We start from the raw sequence: 18,056 nt of genomic DNA, 5'->3' as shown, positions 1-18,056 counted from the left end.
TTACGGTCAACGGAGGGTCTCCTGCGCGATGACCTGGAAGCCGTAGCCGTCTCCCCTCGCCACGACGCTGAATCGCGTGACGCGAATCTCGCCCGGCTGGCGGCCCCGGTAGCGGACTTCGAGCTGGGCGAGCTGCTCCTCCACGTTTCGGGGATAGAACTGGAGGACCACGCCCTCACCGACCTCGATCCCCGCCTTGCGGAGCAGGGTGATGTCGGACGCCTTCCGCCCCCGGCCCTGCCAGAGGAAATACAGCCGGCCATCGTTCCGGCCGTTGCCGATCCGCTTCGTCGGCTGCGGGCTAGAGAAGTTGGAGACGTAGGTGAGCTGGTCCGGGCCGGATACCACCGCCAACTCCACCTTGAGGGCGTCGAGCTGCCGGGCGTACTCGTCGGGAGTCTGGCCCGGATTGTAGACGATGCTCCATCGCTGCTCGCGGGCGACGCCGCCGTCGCCGGGCCCGAAGCCGAGGCCCGGCCCGCCGGTCCCGAGCTTGCTTGCTCGCCTGCCCGTCGCGACGGCCCCGCCGTTGGGCATGACGGCACCGAGGTCCACCTCGGCGAGGCCGGAGCTCGCCTCGGCGACGGCGTCGAGCATCGCCCCGGGCGTGGTCTGCACGCTGGGCTCCTCGAAGTCGCCGGCCTCCTCCTCGTTGTTGGAGGCGAACGGGGCGGCATCCGCCCCCGGGACGTCGATCTTCTCGGTCGAGCCCGGTGTCCCGTCCGGACTGCCGCCGCCCCCGCCCGAAACCTCGATGATCTCCAGCGGCGCCGTCACGCGGGAGGCATAAGCCTGGTTGGCGATGTAGACAATCCCGAGCAGCCCGACGACCATGGCCGCGCCCGCGATCACGGCCATCAGGAACGATGTGACCCGGTCGTAGAGCGATTCACCGAGCACCAGCGGGGCGGGTGGGCTGCCGTCCGCCGTCGAGGGCCCGCCAGCGGTGGCCGATGCCGGTGCGGTCGCGAGGACGCTCATGGATTCGGGCTCCGCGGCGGTTGGCTTGCGGACTCTCGGCTCGCAGGCTTGCGGATCTCGTCGTCGTCCGTCGCGCCGCCGAGGGGCCGTATCGCGTCATACCAGGCCTTCCACGCCCGGGCCGCCTGCTCCCGCTCTTCGGGCGTGGACGGAGAGGGTGGACCCAGGCCGTCGATCTTCCGGCTCAGGATCTGGAGGCCGAGCCGCGCGGCGACCACAACACTCTCGTCAGGGTCCCTGACCGCCTCAATGAGGTCGGGCGCCACATCCAGGTCCCCGGTCCGCGAGAGGGCCCAGGCGGCCACCTGTCGCAGGCCCGGGTCACGGTCCTTGAGCATCTTCCGGAAGCGATCCTTGTGCGGACGGAGGACCTCGGACCCCTCGCGGTGATACCGTTCGATAAGCCCGGCAACCGCCGCGTCCCCGCCCTGGGCTCGGGGATCCTCGAGGACCGCGAGCATCCCCTCCACCGCGCCGTTCATCGGCCGGCTCATGATCCTGCCGCCCGCGACGGTCATCGAGGTCAGGTCCTTGGGCAGATACCGCCCCCCCACCAGCGTCCCGGCCCCGAGCTTCCTGTCGATCACCCTCCGGATCGACTTGGCCGTGGACTTGGTCAGGTACAGGACCGCCCAGACCGTGTTCAGCTCGTCGGGCTGGGGTGCCGCCTGCCACGAGCCGTTGGGCTTCTGGCTGGTCCGGATGAACGACCGTCCCTTCTCCATGATGTCCGACCGTCCCAGGGTCTGTCGCTCCGCCAGGGCCGAGACCCTCTCGAGGCCGTAGAGGCCGTAATAGATCGACTGGCCGATCAGCGTCGTGTTGGTGGTGGTGAAGTTCGTGGTCAGCCAGGCGATCCCCTTCTTCACGGACTGGTCCAGGTCCGCCATCGAGGTCGTGATCTGATAGGCCTGGCTGCCCGGGTCGGCGGACAGGACCGTCATCAGCGGGCTCTCCCCCCTCCGCGACTGCTTGTAGCGATTGAGTTGCCGCTTGCAGAGGAGCAGGCTCCCCACGCCCGCGGCCGTCATCGACATGTTGTCGCTGAACTCGGGCTGGTCGCGATGATAGTTCCAGCTCCCGGCGGCGGCTTGCACGCTCAGATACCAGGACGCCGCCCGATCCCAGACGTGGGGGGGGACATCGTATCCGGCATTCTCACATTCCCAGAGCCCGAGGAGGGCGTACTGGGAGATCGACGCATCGCCATGCTGACGGTTCGTGTAATCCCACGAGCCATTGGGATTCTGGCGGCCGATCAGGAACGTGGCGACCAGGTTGATCTCCCCCTTGTGGTCCTCCGACTCCATGTTCGCCAGGACCATCGCCACGACCGCGGCCTCGTAGATGTCCTGGCCGCCATGGCGTTGCGGCTCATAGGCGCTGCCCGTGAATCGTTTGCGGATCTTCTCCAGGCATTGCATCAGGACGGGATCGGACTTCGGGACGTCGGCCTTGATCAGCGCCAGGGCGATCATCGCCGTCTCTCCCACCTGGCCCTCGCCGGGGGCCACGCCCCGGAGATACTGAATCCCGGAGAGGACCGCCTGCTCCTGCTGCGCGAGGCTGACCCGCGGCGCCAGGGAGAGGATCAGGAGGATCACCGAGATGGCGATCAACCGGGATGGTGGCGATGGCGACATGCGAGAGAACAGCTCGAGCGAGCCGGCTCCTGGACGCTGGGAAGATCCGACACTGGATTGTATCCCGATCGGCGGACGATTCGAAGTCGTTCGGCCGCGGAGTGCCCGAAGTCACTCCAGCTTCCGCACCCGGACGTTTCGGAAGGCCACGGGCCCGTGATCGGCCTGCAGGAGCAACGGCCCCCGTCGAACCTCCGGCAGGTGCCAGGCGTGGCCGGTCGGCGTGCCGAGGTCGAGCGACTCGTGGATGGCGACTCCGTTGAGGACGACCTTTTCCATGCGGGCGCCGGCCGTCTTCTTGCCCAGACCATCGAATCGGGGCGCCCGGAACACGACTTCGAGCGATTGCCACTCGCCGGCGGCGCGGGCCGCGTTCCGCTTCGGTGGATGGCCGTCGTCCAGGTAACGATAGCGGGGGAGCAGCTCCGCCCGGGGATAAATCCCGCCGCACTCGCGACCCGAGAGGTTCTTCTCCCCCTTCGATCGGCTGTCGACGATCTGGATCTCGTAGAGTCCCTCGAGCTTGATCCCCGAGTTGGATCCCTCGGGGATCAGGAACTCCAGGCGCACCTCCACGTCGCCGAACTCCTCGACGGAGAGCAGGTTGCTCGTCCGCCCGTCGCGACCGTTGACGATCGTCCCCTTGCCGGCGATCGGCTCGAGGAGCCGGCCATTCCCTGGCCTCGGCCGGGCATCGCCGGCCTCCAGCCACGCCCCCCACGGCTTCCTCCATGCGCCGAGGCCACCCCCGCCCGTCAGGTCGATCCAGCCGGCCTCCTCGCCGGCCATGCCGCTCCGAGCCGGAACGGCCACCAAGGCCGCCACTAGCAGGCCCGCGGCGATGAACCGGGCCTGGCCGCCACGCGCGTGAATTCCCATGGAGCCCCCCCTCGATGTTCGGTGGACCTCAACAATACACCGAACAGGCCGCTCGGGAGGAGGCGGTTCCTACCGCGGACCTGAGCGTCGCCGGCGGGCAGGCTCCGTCGCCGGCATGGTCGCCTTGCTGTAAGGCGTCCCGCGCCAGTCCACTCGCCCGGTGAAACACATGCCGATCGACCTGAGCAGGATGTAGTCCGTCACGAGGTTCCCCAGCGGGAACAGCGGCGTGTACCGAGATCCCGGGACCGAGGCGTCGTAGATGAGGCCGAAGACCGCGTACATCAGGGCGTGGTGAACCAGGCTCATCCCCAGCAGCCACCATGCAAACGGGCCGGATCCGCCTGCCAGAAGGAGGACGATCGCCGCGACGAGGGCGACATGGCCGCTCTGGCAGAAGACGATCGGATCCAGCAGCCGCAGTCCGAGCCTCCAGGGGCTCCGGCCGAGCGCATCATAGAGGATGCGGCTCCATCCTCGGACCTGCTGGCCGAGCGAGGCGTACATCCGGCAGGTGACCAGCCCGCGGACCATGACCGTCCGGATGGGACGTCCGAGGGCCTTCACGTTTTCCGCCAGGCCGATGTCCTCGACGAACCGGCCACGAACCAGCGCATGGCCACCGGCGGCATCGTAGGCGGTCCGCTCGACGAGGATCGATTGCCCGTTGGCGAAGGCCAGCTTCGATCGATCATCATTCACCTTGTCTAGCGGATACGACTGCATCAGGACGATCGCACCAAGCGGCTGGACGATCTGCTCCCAGAAGGTCTCGCAGCGGAGCTCCGGCAGCAGGCTGACCAGGGCCGCCCGCTGCGAGTGGGCATGCTCGAGCATGATGCCGAGGAACTCAGGTGCATGCTCGGTGTCGGCGTCCAGGAACCAGAGCCATTCGCCCCGGGCGTGGTCCTTCGCGCGATCGAGCACGGCCGTCTTGCCCGTCCAACCCGGCGGAGGCGGAGTCCGGTTCTCGATCACCTTCAACCGGTCGTCCTTCGCGGCGAACTCGGCCGCGATTTCTCCCGTGCGATCGGTGCTCCGGTCGTTGATCACGAGTATCTCGAGCCGCGGATGGCGCTGGGCGCAGACCGAGGCGAGGCAGCCGGCGAGCACGGCTTCCTCGTCCTTCGCCGGGATGACGGCCGTGACGAGCGGAGCGGCGGCTGGGTCGATCGACGGCGAGCTCGGGCTCAGATAGCGGGTGCGCCCCAGGATCCAGCGAAGGACGACATAGCGGATGGGCCAGACCGCGATGATGACGGCATAGACCCAGAGCACGATGCACTCGGCGGTGGTCATCCTGCGCGCCCTTCGGTCCAGGCCATGGGGGACTCGAAGCCCTCGAGCTCATAGCCTCGCGGGTAGGCGAGGACGCCCAGGAGCAACGCGGTGAGCCAGAACGGGACGATCGTCTCGACCCGGGGCGAGACGAGCCAGCCGTGGACCAGGCCCAGGGGGGCCGCCACGGCGCCGACCAGGGCCGGGATGACGTGTCCCCAGTAGAACCGAGGGCTGCGCGAGTGCGGGTCGCTCAGCCGGGCTCGCCGGCCGAACATCCTCCGGAGCAGGGTGCTGACGGCGAAGAGGACGAAGAGGGCCGCGAGCAGGCCCTGATTGAGCATGGCCGCCTCCGCCGGCCATGCCCCGGCCGGCCTGCTCCGAAGCAAGAGCCCGGAGCCGGCCACGACGACCGCGACGCCGATCAGGACGTTGAGCACCGCGGATCGAGTGCGGCGGAGGCAGTCGAGCGAGGCGACGTCGAGAGCCTCCTCGATGGTCTCATTCGGGTCGTGCATGCGGGCCGGCCCTCCGAGGTCCCTGGCGTCGTTTCTGGAGGGCCAGGATCAGCTCCACCTGCCCGACCGGCCGGTTCGTCCGGCGGGCGATGAGATCGGGGCTCACGCCCGCCCGGGCCAGCGATCGGACGTCGTCGTGGCGGCCGACGGACTCGCTCGGCGAGCCCGGGCCGGGCTCCTGCTCCTGCTCGATGGGAGAGGCCGCCATGTTCGGGACCGCGATGAGAGTGGGGGCCGCGGCCGCGATTGCCGGGCCGGTGGCAGGGGGGATGGACCGCCGGGGTCGATCGGATCTCGCGGCGTGCACGACGGTCGACGCCCCGGCGCCGAGCCTGGCTTCGATGAGCCTGAGGCGTTGCGATAGCTCGTCGATCCGCTCGCCGTTGTTGCGGTTCATCCGGACCAATCTCCGCAAGGCAGCGGCTCCGAAGGTCGACAGTGCCAGCAACATTCCGCCCACCGTCAGCAGGACGATCATCCAGAATCCATCCGCCATCGCGGCCCTCCGTGGCAATCGAGTCGGGTCTCCAGAGACGACGGATCAGTGGGAGTGATCGTGGGGATGCTCGTGATGATGAGGAGCGTGGCCATGGCCCCCTTCGTGGGCAGGCGGAGGAACGGGCGATGTCCGACCCTCTCCGGCTTCCTTCGCGCGGTAGGCCGCGTGGGCCGCGTCGTAGACTTCCCGAAGGGCGATGCCCCGGGACGAGGCGGCCCGAGCGCAGTCGTCGTATTCGGGGCTGAACGTCGGCGGCCGATTTTCGATCCAGCCGAGCTTGCCGCGGATCGGACCGAAGGGGGTTTCGACCTCGATCGCCTGCCGCTTCAGCTTGTGCCGGCTCACGGGGTAGCGGCGGATGCCCAGCGTCGAGGTCTCCCGGAAGAGGGTCTCCTCCATCGCCGGGATCTTGGCCTCGTCGCAGAGGACGCTGATCATCACGCCCGGGCGGTTCTTCTTCATCTGGATCGGCGTCACGAAGGCGTCGAGGGCTCCGACCTCCATGAGCTTGATCGTCGTGTAGCCGACGACCTCGCCCGGCAGGTCGTCCAGGTTCGTCTCCAGGACCCAGACGCGATCGGCGGATGGGGGCAGGTCGACGGTCCCGATGAAGAGGCGGAGCACGTTGGCCTGCTCCGGAAGGTCGCGGGTCCCCGCGCCCAGGCCGATGGACTCGATCGTGATCGCGGGCAGGGGGCCGAATCGCTCGACGACGGTGGTGAGGATCGCCGCACCCGTGGGCGTGGTCAGCTCGCACTCGGCGGGGGAGTCGGCCAGGGGCACGCCCTTGAGGATCTCGGCCGTCGCCGGCGCCGGCAGGGCCATCCGCCCGTGTGCGGCCCTGATCCAACCCCGCCCGGGAGGCACTGGGCTGGCCTCGAATCGGTCCACGCCCAGGAGGTCCAGGCCGACGGCCGAGCCGACGATGTCCATGATCGAGTCGAGTGCCCCGACCTCGTGGAAGTGAATCTTCGCCAGCTCCGAGCCGTGGACCCGGGCCTCGGCCTCGCCGAGCTTGAGGAAGATCTTCTTCGCGAGATCCTTCTGCGAAGCCGTCAGCCGGCCCTTGTCGATGATGGCCTCGATGTGGTGCAAGTGCCGGTGGGCGTGCTCGTGGGGGGTCTCAACCCGGGCGTGGGTGGCGCGGAAGCCCCCCTTCTTCACCGTCTCGAAGGAGAGGCTCCCGGGCAGTCCCAGGCTCGCCACGGCCTCCTCGATGGCCCGGTGGTCCACGCCGGCATCGACCAGGGCTCCCAGGGTCATGTCCCCCGAGATCCCGCTGAAGCAGTCAAAATAACCGACGCGCACGCCCATGCCCCCATTCGCGAAAGTCATGCCGGCCAGAGGGTTGCCATTCTAACCGACCGGGGGGGTGGGGCAAGGGCGGAACCGAGCGGCTTGAGTCCCATCAACGTGTCCAGCACGGGAATTCGAGTCCGCCCCCGGGAAAACCTGGGACGTCTGTCCCTGGCCGGCGTCCATTGGGTACAGGACGAGGATGGCACGAGGGCAGAAGCTTATGGAACCCGAACGGCTGGGCGAGCTTCTGGACCGTCACGCCGCGGCGCTCGAGCTGTTCGCCCGGCAGTGGTGCGACGTGCCGGAGGATGTCGTCCAGGAGGCGTTCCTGAAGCTCGCCGGGCTGGCGGAACCTCCGGACGAGCCGGCGGCCTGGCTCTTCCGCGTGGTCCGGAACGGGGCCATGGACGCGGGCCGGGCGTCGCGACGGCGACGGCGGCACGAGGCGGCGATGGAAGCCGCCGGGTGGTTTGAACGCTCCGCGGGGACGATCGAGCCCGAGGACGCCGCCGAGGCGCTTCGCGCGCTTCCGGACAGCGAGCGTGAGGTCATCGTGGCCCACCTCTGGGGTGGGCTTTCCTTTGAACAGATTGCCGCGATGACGTCGAGCTCGTCGAGCTCGGCCCATCGCCTCTACGCCCGCGGGCTGGAGCTGATCCGCGAGCGACTGGGGGTGACATGCCGCAGGACACGCCGGGACCCGACCTGACCGAGATTGCGGCGGAGCTGGGCAAGCTGGCCCCCGCCGGGAGCCGGGTCAACCGCGATCGCCTGATGTACGACGCCGGCTTCGCGGCGGGGCGATCGACCTCACTGAAACGAGGCGGCTGGATCTGGCCATCCGTCGCGGCGGCCCTGGCGGTCGCGGTGGTGGCGGAGTCGGCCACGCTGGCGGTCCGCCGCGAGCCTCGCGTCGTCGTGGTCGAACGACCGGTGCCTCCCGAGGAGGGACCCGCCGCCGGGCTCGCGCCGGTGGAGATCCTCGTTCGGGCCGCACCGTCGCCACTGGCTGATCAGGCGGTGTCGGCCCGGTTTCGCTCCCTCGTGCCTGGCCGGGGCCTGGAGGACCTGCCCGATGCCACGCCGCTACTCAGTCGGGCGGAGGCGATCGCGGTGGGCGGGCTGGACCGTTCGGCCGATTCGGCGCTTCGTCGATCCGATACCCCGAAATATCTTCAACCGGGAGGTCCGTCATGAAGTGGGTTGTGATTGCCTTGGCTGGACTGTCGATGACCTTCGCCGCGGGGCGGGCCCGCGGTGACGATGCACCGGAGAAGCCGCCGGTGACGATCACGCTCAGGCCCGCGGCCGCGCCGGTGCCCGCGCTCAGGTACAGGCTGCTGCCGCCCCGGCACGAGCTGGTGCCGGGCAACGCGGCCATCTTCTACCACCGGGCCGTGGAGCGGCTGATCGAGATCAACCTCCAGGTCCAACTCCAGGAGACGAGACAGAAGGGTGCCCAGCCGCCGCGGCCAAGTCAGGAAGCGGCGATGTCCTGGCTCCGGATGCCGATTGCCGAGTTGCCGCGAGCGGAGATCCGGAACTACCTGGCGATCTACGATTTCTGCCTGAGCGAGGTCGAACTCGGCAGCATCCGCGAGGTCTGCGACTGGGAGTACTACCACCGACCAGTCGGCTATACGTTCCTGATCAGCGAGCTTCAGAATATGCGCCCGCTCATCCGGCTGATTGTCCTGAAGGCCCGGCTGGAGATCGCGGAAGGACGGTACGACTCCGCGGTCCACTGGCTGCGGACCGGCTTCGCGGTCGCCGACCACCTGACGAGGGCTCCGATCATGATCCCCATGCTGATCGGCTGTGCCGGCGTCAACCTCCTGTCCGGCCCGCTTCGGGATCTCAGCCAGGCGCCCGGGTCGCCGAACCTCTACTGGGCGATCGCCAATCTCCCCCGGCCACTGATTGATGTCAGGCCGTCGCTGGACGGAGAGCAGGTCGTCCTGGAACAGGATTTTCCGGAGCTAAGCCAGCTCGATTCCGGTCCCTGGACGCTGGAGCGATCGCGGGCCTTTTCGGACGACATCATCAACCGGTTCAGCCGCTACTTGAATGACTGGATCCGGTTGTCTCGATCATCTGAGCATGGGGCCGTCGAGAGCCTCGGCGATCGCCTGGTCTTCGCCTCGATCATCGGCCGCAGTTATCCCGGGGCCAAGCGGAGGCTCATCGAGAAAGGCCGCCTCGCGGCCACGGTCGAGGCCATGCCGGCCGTACAGGTCGTCGCACTCGATTCCTATCTCCTTTACCAGGAGGCACGGGATGAGATCTTCAAATGGGGAGGACTCCCCTACGCCCAGGCGTCGGCCGGCATGACCCACTCCGCGAGCATTCCCGGGATCGGCTGGCCGGCGCTCAAGGACGGGATCCCGTTCGGGATGCTCCTGCCGGCGATCCAGGCCGGGGTGCAGGCTTCCGCCCTTACCCAGCGAGAAATCGACGCGGTGCAGATTTTCGAGGCCATCCGCCTTCTCGCCGCGAAGAACGGCGGGAAGCTCCCGCCCAATCTGGACGCCCTCTCGGAGGCCCCCGTCCCGGCCGATCCCGTGACGGGGAAGCCATATGAGTATTCCATCGGCGGCGACTCCGCCACGCTGGTCGCACCGGCGCCGGCGGGGCAAACGAACAACCCATACCTCGTGCTCAAGTACATCGTGAAGCTATCTCCCGCGGTCTCCTTGCGTGAGTCAACTCCGAGGAATGACGACATGATGCGGACCTTGCCTCGTTCCCTCCCCCTCGTCCTGGCTCTGGCCGCGACCGGCGTGGCCGTCTCCGCGGACGACCCACGGCCCGCGGCCATCTCCCCGTTCCTGGACGCCGCCGTCGCGGCCGTGGCGCGGCTGGACCTGGCGAAGGTCGACGCCGATCGGCTCGTGCATCTCTGGGTCGCCCAGCGTGACCAGGCCGACGGCCTCGCGAAGCTTGCCGCGCCCGTGCTCGACGGCCTTCGCAAGGCCGGGGCGAAGGAGCTGTACATCCTCTTCGGCCTGCCGGGCTCGAACCGAAGCTTCACCTCGCTGCCACCGGTCGTTGTCCCGTTGGAGCAGGGGGCCGACGCGAAAGCCATCGGCGAACTGCTTTGCGGCCAGGGCCTGGTGAAGGGAGTTGCCTGGGAAACGTGTGCGACGGTCCACAACGCGGTCTTCGCGGGCACCAGGGAAGAGCTGGAGCGTGCGCGGCGCACCGACAATCCGGCCCGACCGGAGCTGGCCGAGGCCCTGGCCGGCCTGGGAGACACCGTGGCCGAGGTCGTCGTCATGCCCAGCCCGGACGCGCGACGCGTCCTGGAAGAAATCGTCCCGACGGTGCCGGCTGAACTCGGCGGGGCTCCCGTTGCCGCCTTCACGAGGGGAATTCCCTGGGCCGCCGCCGGGCTGACCGCCGACAGGGAACCTCGAATCCAGGTCATCGTCCGGGGCAAGGACGCGGCCGCGCTCCGAGCCGTCGAGCAGTTAGGACAGGGCGTTCGTAAGATCGCCCTGGCGTCTCCACTGATCGCCAAGAATGTGCCGGGCTTCGCGAACATCATTGACGGATTGAAGCCGGAGGTGGGCCCGGATCGGATCACGCTCACGCTCGACCCGGAGAAGGCCGCCGTCGCCGCGCGCGCGATCTTGCTGCCGGCCCGCCAGTCGGCCGCTCGCCAGGACTGCATGACCAACCTGAAGCAGATCGGGCTGGCCCTGCACAATTACCACAGCGTGCACAACTCCTTCCCTCCCGCATACTCGACGGATGCCGCCGGCAAACCGCTGCTAAGCTGGCGGGTCCTGATCCTGCCCTACCTCGAGCAGGATACCCTCTTCAAGGAGTTCCACCTCGACGAACCCTGGGACAGCCCGCACAACAGGCCGCTCATCGATCGATTGCCGGCGGTCTACCGCTGTGCGGGCCTCGGCGACAATCCCCCGCCGGCCGGCAAGACCACGTACCTGACGCCTCGAGGCGAGGCCACGATCTTCCCGGGCGCGACGGGGACCGACATCAAGTCGATCACCGATGGGACCTCCTGCACGATCTTCGTCGTGGACGTCCCCAACGACCGCGCCGTGACCTGGTCGAAGCCCGACGACTGGGAGATTGCGACGGGCGTCGATCCGAAAGTCCTCCTCGGTCGCCACAATGGCGGGACCAACGTCCTGTTCGCGGACGGCTCGGTTCAATACTTCAGGGATACGATCAGCGTGGAGACGCTGAAGAAGCTGCTGACGCTCAATGGCGGGGAGGTAGTTCCCTGGGACGAGGCGCCTTGACCGATCAGGCCACAAGATCCGTCCCCGGGCGCGAGGAGTCACCCCCTCGCGCCCGGCCGTTTCATTTCAGGCCGACGGCCTTGCGTGCCTCCGCACGCCCGCTCTCGAACGTGAATGCACCCAGCACGTCGTTGAAGCTCTGGCGATCGATGAGATGTGGATAGAGGGCCTTGGTCGCCTTGACGCGATTCTCGTCGAACGAGAACGACTTCAGGAGCGTGGTCGCCTGTGCACATGACAGCGGTCGGATCAGGGCGAAGTTCTCGATATAGGCCAGCCTCCGGTCGTCGAACGATTCCTTTCGAAGCCCCTGGAGGAGCTTGTCGAACTCCGGCTGGGAAAGGGGGAGGGGCCCCGGAATCCCCGGGGTCGCGGCGGGTCGCACGCGAGAGAGCTCGTCGGCGAGTTCACGCGCCTTCAACTCGGCCCGGCCGAGTCGCAGCTCGATCTTCTCGCGGAGCGGCTTGTCGTTGATCTTCCGGGCCTCCGCCGCCGCCTCGCGGAGGTCCTTCACGATCTCGTCCGCTCGCGCCTTCGCCTGGGCGGGCGTGAGCTGCCCGCTGCATTTTGAGGAAGCGAGAGTGGCCATGAAGACCACGGCCAGGAGTTTGGGGAAAATCGTGCGCAACGGCGATGTCATCATACCCGCCTCGTCCGCTAGGGGCTCGGTCTTCGGGAGATCAGGGGCGATCGACACTCCGACTCAATTCTGATCGCCATCGGAGAGGGGGAACCGAAGTGGCAGGAGGCAGATTTCTCGGGATCGCTGGCCACCTGGCAGGTGCATCGCTGCATTTCCGGGCCGGATTCCGCTTGATGCCCCGGCCGTGACTCACTATGGTATGAGACGCCCGCTTCTGGGATGAACGGCAATGGAATGCGACCTCATTGAGGTATCGGGCAAATGGCATTGCCCCAAGACGAACACACCTCCGCACGCTCCCCTGCTCTCGGCCCGCCAGACCGCGTGCCCCTTCGAAGGCACCGGACTTCTATCGCATTCATCCCTCACGATCTCCTCTGGAACCTCAACGCATCCCGCGGCGGATCCGCCGGGGAGCCACGATGGCTCGTACCGACGGGACGAATCCGCGCGCGATGCAACGGCATCTCGAGCCGAAGGAGAAACGCCCGATGACCGTCCGTTGGAAACCGCTCCTGATCCTCTCCGGCCTCTTCTTCCTAGTCGCCGTCGTCGGCGTCATCGCGATGGCCTGGACGCTCGTGCCCAGGTCCGCGGCCGGGATCCTCAAGCAGGCCCGGGCTGAGGCCGCCCAGGGACGATTCGAGAATGCCAAGATCCACTTCCAGCAGGCCTTCCAGCTCGAGGGCAAGAACGCGGCGATACATGAGGAGTTCGCCGCGATGCTCGACGAGTGGGCCAAGGCCGCCCCGGCGGATCGGGCGGAGGCGCTCCGGGCGGAGCGAATCGTCCATCTCGTGGACGCGACGAAGTTCGACAAGAAGGCACTGTCGCCGCGTCTGACGCTGCTGGAAGGAGCCATCGCGCGGGAAGAGTCGGCCGACGCGTCCTACTTCGCCCGCGAGGTCCTCAAGGTCGAGCCGACCAACGCCACGGCGAACTACGTGCTGGCGATCGAGGAGCTCGACTCGCCTTCGATGAACGTGGCCGAGGTGAGGCAGCACATCAAGGCGCTGGAGGGTCAGAACACGGCGCCGATCCGGCTCTGGCTGCTCCGCGCACGGCTCGCCCAGGCCACCAACGATGAGGCCGGCCGCGACGAGGCCCTGTCTCGGGCCGAGCAGATCACCCTCCCCGAAAATGCCACCCCGATCGATCAGCTTGCGCGGATTCGCCTGGAGGCGATGCGGATCCAGGCCTCCCGGACCGTGCAAGGGCTTGAAGGGCCGGTCAAGACCCTTCTGGAACATGCCCATGCGATGGTCGCCGCCCCGGACCTGCCGGCGGGCCGGGTCGCGAAGCTGAGCCAGGTGCTCGAGCAGACCCAGCGATCGCTCGTGGGCCGTGCGGGGAAGTATCGCAATCCGGGCGCAGGGACGACCGGGGCGACGCCCCTCGCCGACGCCATCGAGGTCGAGCTCGAAGGGATCTTTCGAAAGGTGATGGGGGCGTCAGAGAAGGCGGACCTCCAGGTCTATTTCACCTATGCCGACCACCTCAGATTCCGGCAGCAGCGTGATCGCTGCCTGCAGGTGGTGGAAGAGGCCCTGCGGCTCCCCGCGGCCGCGGCGGCGCCGAACTCCCTGCCGGTGATGGGCATGCACACCGTCGCCGTCGAGATGGCGCTCGCGAACCAGGACGACGGCTCCCGATATCAGAAGGCGGAGCCGCACATCCAGGCGTTGCTCGCGTCGTCGGAGGCGAGGTTCCAGGGGCTCGGCAACCTGTTCCGGGGCGCCATCGAGCTCGAGCAGTCCGGCCTGACGGCCGCGGCGTCGAAGGCCGGCGAGAAGCCCGAGGCCACCCGGGTCCAGCCCAAGATCCGCGCGATGGCACTCGCCCACCTGAAGCAGGCCGCGGCCCAGCTCCCGAACCTGCCGGAGGCGCAGGCCCGTTACGGCGTGGCGCTGGTCCTCAATCAGGAGCAGGGGCTCGGCCGGCAGTATCTCCAGAATGCGCTCCGGATGGGGAACCTGGACCCCCAGTACCAGTTCTGGGCCGCATGGACCATCCTCCAGGCCGGCTATCCGGAAGAGGCGTCCCCGATCGTCGATGCCCTCTTCCGGGCCCTCGCGCAGGGCGCGATCCCGGCCGACACCGAGCCGACGCTCCACCAGATGCGGGGCGAGCTCTACCAGGCCAGGAGGGCGGCCGGAGATCTCGAGCGGGCCGCGCAGGAGTTCGAGAAGGCGTCGGGCAAGGGCTCGGCTCCCGAAGCGCTGGTCGTGCTCCGGCAGGCCCAGGTCGACGTCCAGCTCGGCCGTCAGGATCGGGCGCTCGAGCGGATCGACGCCCTCCGCAAGAAAGGGGCGGGGGGGCCGCAGGCGGAAAACCTCGCCGTGCTGATCCTGGAGGAGAATGGAAAGGTCGAGGAGGCGCGGAAGCTGCTCCGCGACGCTCGATCGCGGTTCCCCAAGTCGGCGGACCTCGCGGGGTTGGAGGCGGCCCTCGCCACCAAGGACGGCAAGCCGGAAGAGGCCGACCGCGTCCTCCGCGAGTTCCTGGCTCAGGATCCGGACAACCTCTCGCTGACCCTGATGCGGGCCCAGGTCCTGGCGGGCCCGTTGAAGCGTCCGAAGGACGCTCGAGACCTCCTGGGCGGGCTGGCGGATCGGTCCGACAACTCCGCCCCGCTGGTCCAGCTCGCCCAGATCGAGATGGAGCAGAACGACCTGGAGGCGGCCGAGGCGACCGTGGCGAAGGTCCGAAATCGGTGGAAGGAGGCGGCGGGAGGCGACGTCCTTGAAGGCCAGCTCGCCCTCAAACGCGGGAGCATCCCCAAGGCGCGGGAGCATTTCGCCGAGGCGCTCAAGAAGGACCCCGACAACAAGGTCGTCCAGTACTGGAAGGCCCAGCTCGACGGCAAGGCCGGATCCGTCGCCGAGGCGGCGAAGGCCCTGGAAAACCTGGTCCGCGAGCGGCCGAGCAAGGAGGTCGACACCGGAGTTTCCCTCCTCACCGCCGCCCAGTCCTCGCTCGCCAACCTGGAGCTCCAGGCGGGCAAGCTGGACGACGCGATCCGACGCTATGAGGAGCTGAGGCGGAGCAGCGAGAGCGGCACCCTGAGCCGCACCGATCGCTGGCTCCTCATCAATGCTTACGCGGCGAAGAACCAGTGGCCCCTGGCCCGCCGCGAGCTGGCGGGAATCCTCAACGACCCGAAGCGCTCGCCCACGGCCGATGAGCGGGTGAGGGGGGCGTTGCTCTATCGCCAGAACAAGGATGAGGCGTCGGCGATCGCCCAGCTCGATTACGTCCTGAAGACCAGCCCGACCCATGCCTGGGCCGTGGTCGCTCGGGCGTATCTGCACCTGACCAAGCAGCAATACTCGGACGGGGCCGGGGTGATCCGTCGCGGGATCGAGCAGATCGAGGCGAAGTCGGAGAAGCCCCCCGGGGAGTTCTACCTGATGCTGGCGGCCATCGAGCACGAGGCTCCGCCCGCCGCGGACGCCGGCACTCGCGCCCGGACGATCCTCGACAGGGGCCTGGCCGTCCATCCCCAGTCGCTCCAGCTCGCGCAGGCGAAGTTCCTCCTGATCGACGCGGGCGGCGACTCGAAGGAGGCCGTGGCCTTCCTCGAGGAGAAGGCCAAGGACGATCCGAAGGGGACCTTCCGCCGGTTCCTGGTGGATGTGCTCCAGGAGCGTCGCCAGTACGAGGACGCCGAGCGGGTCCTCCAGGGGCTGGTGAAGGAAGCCCCGGATGATTCGGGACTGGCGGCTGCGCTGGTCCAGGCCATCTCCCTCCAGGCGGCGGAGGCCGCGTCCGCGGGCCGGGCCGACCGGCAGAAGGCACTCGACGAGAAGGCGCTGTCGATGATCCGGGAGGACCGCAAGAAGTTCCCCGACGCCGTGGTCTTCCTCCAGGGCGAATGCGATCTGGCGGCGCGGGCGGGCGATTTCAGCCGGGCCCTGGCCGTCACGGAGGAGATCGACAAGCTCGATCCGGCCTCGGCCACCGGTCCGATGCTGAGGGCGCGGCTCTATGCGAGGCAGGACAAGCCGGCCGAGGTGGTCAGGTGCTGCGCGACCGCGCTGGAGAGGAACCCCCGCCAGCCGGACGTCCGCGTGCTGATGGGCCAGGAGCTGCTCCGGCTGGGCCGCGGCGACGAGGCGCTGGCGGAAGCCCGGACCGTCCTCGAGTCCAATCCGGAGCGGTCCGACGCGATTCTCCTGCAGGCTCGCGCCCTCATGAGCACGGGCGGCGGGCCGACGAAGCAGGAGGCCGCCCGGGCCGAGGCCGCGACGCGACTCGAGGCGACCGTGGCCGCCAACCCGAAATTCCGAGAGGCGTACGTCGTCCTCGCCGACATCGCGGAGTTGCGGGGCCGAAGGGCGGAGGCGGTGGCCGCGCTCCGTCGAGGCCTCCAGGCCGCGCCTCAGGATGGGACCATGCTGGCCAGGCTCGTCCAGGTGCTCGCCGGGCCGTCTCCGGAGGGCAACCCTCCCCGAGCTGAGGATCTGGCCGAGGCGCGACGGATCGCCGAGGCCGCCGCCGGCACCGACAAATCGGGCTCGCAGATCCTGGCCGCGGCCGTCGGCTTCCACAAGGCGGGCCAGCTCGAGCTCGCCCTGCCCCTGGCCACCCGGGCGGCCGAGATGCTCGACAGCACCGTCGCCCACCTGAACCTCGGGGACCTGATCCTCTCCAGTGCCGAGGCGGAGCGAGATCCGTCGCGGTCTCGCGCCCTCTTCGAGAAGGCCGTCCAGGAGTACGATCGCGTGCTCAAGCTCCAGCCGTGGCAGGTGGAGGCGATCAACAACAAGGCGTGGATCCTGCACAGCTACCTGGGCCGCAGCGAGCCCGCGTTGGAGCTGGCGGAGGACCTCATGAAGCACGCCAACCCTTCCGGCCTACCCGGCGAATTCTACGACACGCTGGGCAGCATCCAGGAGTCCCTCGGCCGCAAGGCCGAAGCGGAGCAGTCGTACCAGTCGGGCCTCTCGCGGGCGCCCGAGCATCCGGTGCTCAACTACCACTTCGGCAAGCTGCTCGCCGGCGACGCCGGGCGGGCCACCCGGGCGCGCGGATACCTGGCCAAGGCGTTGGCCTCGCGGGACCAGCTCACGCCGGCGATGGCCAAGGATGCCGAGGACCTGACGCGGAGGCTGACGCCGACCATCCAGGGCAACTGATCGATCCGCGGGACATTCCGGGACGACGCCGAGGGCCGCTCGACAGGGCGGCCCTCGTCTGTTAGCGTCAGACCATACCAGCCTCAGTAACATCGCGCGGCGAGGTCGTGCGGCACCTCGCCGCGACGCGGATCGGATTGCCGCACGGGAGCACCTACCGAAATGGCCAAGTCGCGTCTTTCCCTCGCGATCGCCGCGGTCCTCGCGACGATGGGGGCACCCCTCGCTCCTCCCGTCGCGGCCCAGCAGACGTCGCAGACGAAGAATCCGGTCGTCGTGCTCGACACCTCGTGCGGGCCGATCACCATCGAGCTCTATCCTGACAAGGCCCCGATCACCGTCGAGAACTTCCTCAAGTATGTCGACGACGGCTTCTATAACAACCTGCTCATCCATCGCGTCGTCCCCGATTTCGTGATCCAGGGCGGCGGCGTGAACGACAAGATGGAGGAGAAGCCGCCGACTCACGGATCGATCAAGAACGAGTCGGGCAACGGCCTGGCCAACAAGCGCGGATTCGTCGCCATGGCTCGCACGAGCGACCCGAATTCGGCGACCTGTCAGTTCTTCATCGATCTCAAGGACAACGATCGCCTGGATACGATGCGTTACGCGGTCTTCGGCAAGGTCATCGACGGCATGGACGCGGTTGATTCGATCGCGAGGGTGGCTCGCACGACCCGCGAGGGCATGTCCGACGTCCCGGTCGAGCCGGTCTACATCAAGAGTGCGAGACGCCGCAAGGGCTGAACCGCGAGCGTTCCCCATGCCGATGACCAGAGGGGGCGGAACGACGAGGCACCCTTGACCGCGCCCTCGGGTCGGCCTAAGATGGGCCTCATCGGGTGATGGATTGTCCACCACACCGCATCACCGTCGCGATCATACGACGATTTCAAGCCGACGT

General features: G+C 68.3%; 13 protein-coding genes. 5 read left to right on the top strand and 8 right to left on the bottom strand.

Annotated elements, in window-relative coordinates:
* Positions 1-6 precede the first annotated feature (6 nt).
* From G6O54_RS01140 to larC, 7 genes are all read right to left on the bottom strand, one after another.
* Positions 7-981, bottom strand: a complete 975-nt coding sequence (locus G6O54_RS01140; RefSeq protein WP_250846655.1) for a hypothetical protein — start codon at positions 979-981, stop codon at positions 7-9.
* A complete protein-coding gene (locus G6O54_RS01135; RefSeq protein WP_165219304.1) occupies positions 978-2,624 on the bottom strand; it encodes a HEAT repeat domain-containing protein in 1,647 nt (548 codons plus the stop codon). The genes G6O54_RS01140 and G6O54_RS01135 overlap by 4 nt, the downstream gene beginning before the upstream one ends.
* 111 nt (positions 2,625-2,735) lie before the next feature.
* Positions 2,736-3,503 (bottom strand): 3-keto-disaccharide hydrolase, encoded by a 768-nt coding sequence (locus G6O54_RS01130; RefSeq protein WP_165219302.1) that lies wholly within the window; start codon positions 3,501-3,503, stop codon positions 2,736-2,738.
* Positions 3,504-3,572: 69 nt separating this feature from the next.
* A complete protein-coding gene (locus G6O54_RS01125) occupies positions 3,573-4,802 on the bottom strand; it encodes a glycosyltransferase (protein WP_165219300.1) in 1,230 nt (409 codons plus the stop codon).
* Complete coding sequence (locus G6O54_RS01120) at positions 4,799-5,299, bottom strand: hypothetical protein (protein ID WP_165219298.1); 501 nt, start codon at positions 5,297-5,299, stop codon at positions 4,799-4,801. Before G6O54_RS01120 ends, G6O54_RS01125 begins: the two co-directional genes overlap by 4 nt.
* The gene (locus tag G6O54_RS01115) at positions 5,283-5,795 is read right to left on the bottom strand and encodes a hypothetical protein (protein WP_165219297.1); all 513 of its coding nucleotides are present in this window, start codon (positions 5,793-5,795) and stop codon (positions 5,283-5,285) included. The genes G6O54_RS01120 and G6O54_RS01115 overlap by 17 nt, the downstream gene beginning before the upstream one ends.
* Before the next feature lie 45 nt (positions 5,796-5,840).
* The gene (larC, locus tag G6O54_RS01110) at positions 5,841-7,112 is read right to left on the bottom strand and encodes a nickel pincer cofactor biosynthesis protein LarC (protein WP_250846654.1); all 1,272 of its coding nucleotides are present in this window, start codon (positions 7,110-7,112) and stop codon (positions 5,841-5,843) included.
* A 205-nt stretch (positions 7,113-7,317) separates the two neighbouring features.
* Here larC and G6O54_RS01105 point away from each other — a divergent pair, with 205 nt between their 5' ends.
* The 3 genes from G6O54_RS01105 to G6O54_RS01095 are packed head-to-tail and all read left to right on the top strand — an operon-like array spanning position 7,318 to position 11,368.
* Positions 7,318-7,806: an RNA polymerase sigma factor gene (locus G6O54_RS01105; protein ID WP_165219296.1), complete on the top strand. Its 489-nt coding sequence runs from the start codon at positions 7,318-7,320 to the stop codon at positions 7,804-7,806.
* Positions 7,776-8,294 (top strand): hypothetical protein, encoded by a 519-nt coding sequence (locus G6O54_RS01100; RefSeq protein WP_165219295.1) that lies wholly within the window; start codon positions 7,776-7,778, stop codon positions 8,292-8,294. The genes G6O54_RS01105 and G6O54_RS01100 overlap by 31 nt, the downstream gene beginning before the upstream one ends.
* Positions 8,291-11,368, top strand: coding sequence for a DUF1559 family PulG-like putative transporter (locus tag G6O54_RS01095; protein WP_165219294.1), 3,078 nt, complete (start codon positions 8,291-8,293; stop codon positions 11,366-11,368). Before G6O54_RS01100 ends, G6O54_RS01095 begins: the two co-directional genes overlap by 4 nt.
* A 61-nt stretch (positions 11,369-11,429) precedes the next feature.
* Here G6O54_RS01095 and G6O54_RS01090 read toward each other — a convergent pair whose 3' ends face one another.
* Positions 11,430-12,008, bottom strand: coding sequence for a proline and serine-rich protein 1 family protein (locus G6O54_RS01090; protein ID WP_165219293.1), 579 nt, complete (start codon positions 12,006-12,008; stop codon positions 11,430-11,432).
* Between the two features lie 494 nt (positions 12,009-12,502).
* Between G6O54_RS01090 and G6O54_RS01085 the strand changes: the two genes are divergently transcribed.
* Positions 12,503-17,149, top strand: coding sequence for a tetratricopeptide repeat protein (locus G6O54_RS01085; RefSeq protein WP_165219292.1), 4,647 nt, complete (start codon positions 12,503-12,505; stop codon positions 17,147-17,149).
* 210 nt (positions 17,150-17,359) lie between these two features.
* The gene (locus G6O54_RS01080; protein ID WP_214654223.1) at positions 17,360-17,899 is read left to right on the top strand and encodes a peptidylprolyl isomerase; all 540 of its coding nucleotides are present in this window, start codon (positions 17,360-17,362) and stop codon (positions 17,897-17,899) included.
* Positions 17,900-18,056 lie beyond the last annotated feature (157 nt).

Origin of the sequence: Aquisphaera insulae (assembly GCF_011064615.1) — a bacterium.
GTDB classification, from domain to species: domain Bacteria; phylum Planctomycetota; class Planctomycetia; order Isosphaerales; family Isosphaeraceae; genus Aquisphaera; species Aquisphaera insulae.
This window is presented reverse-complemented; position numbering and strand designations above follow the sequence as displayed.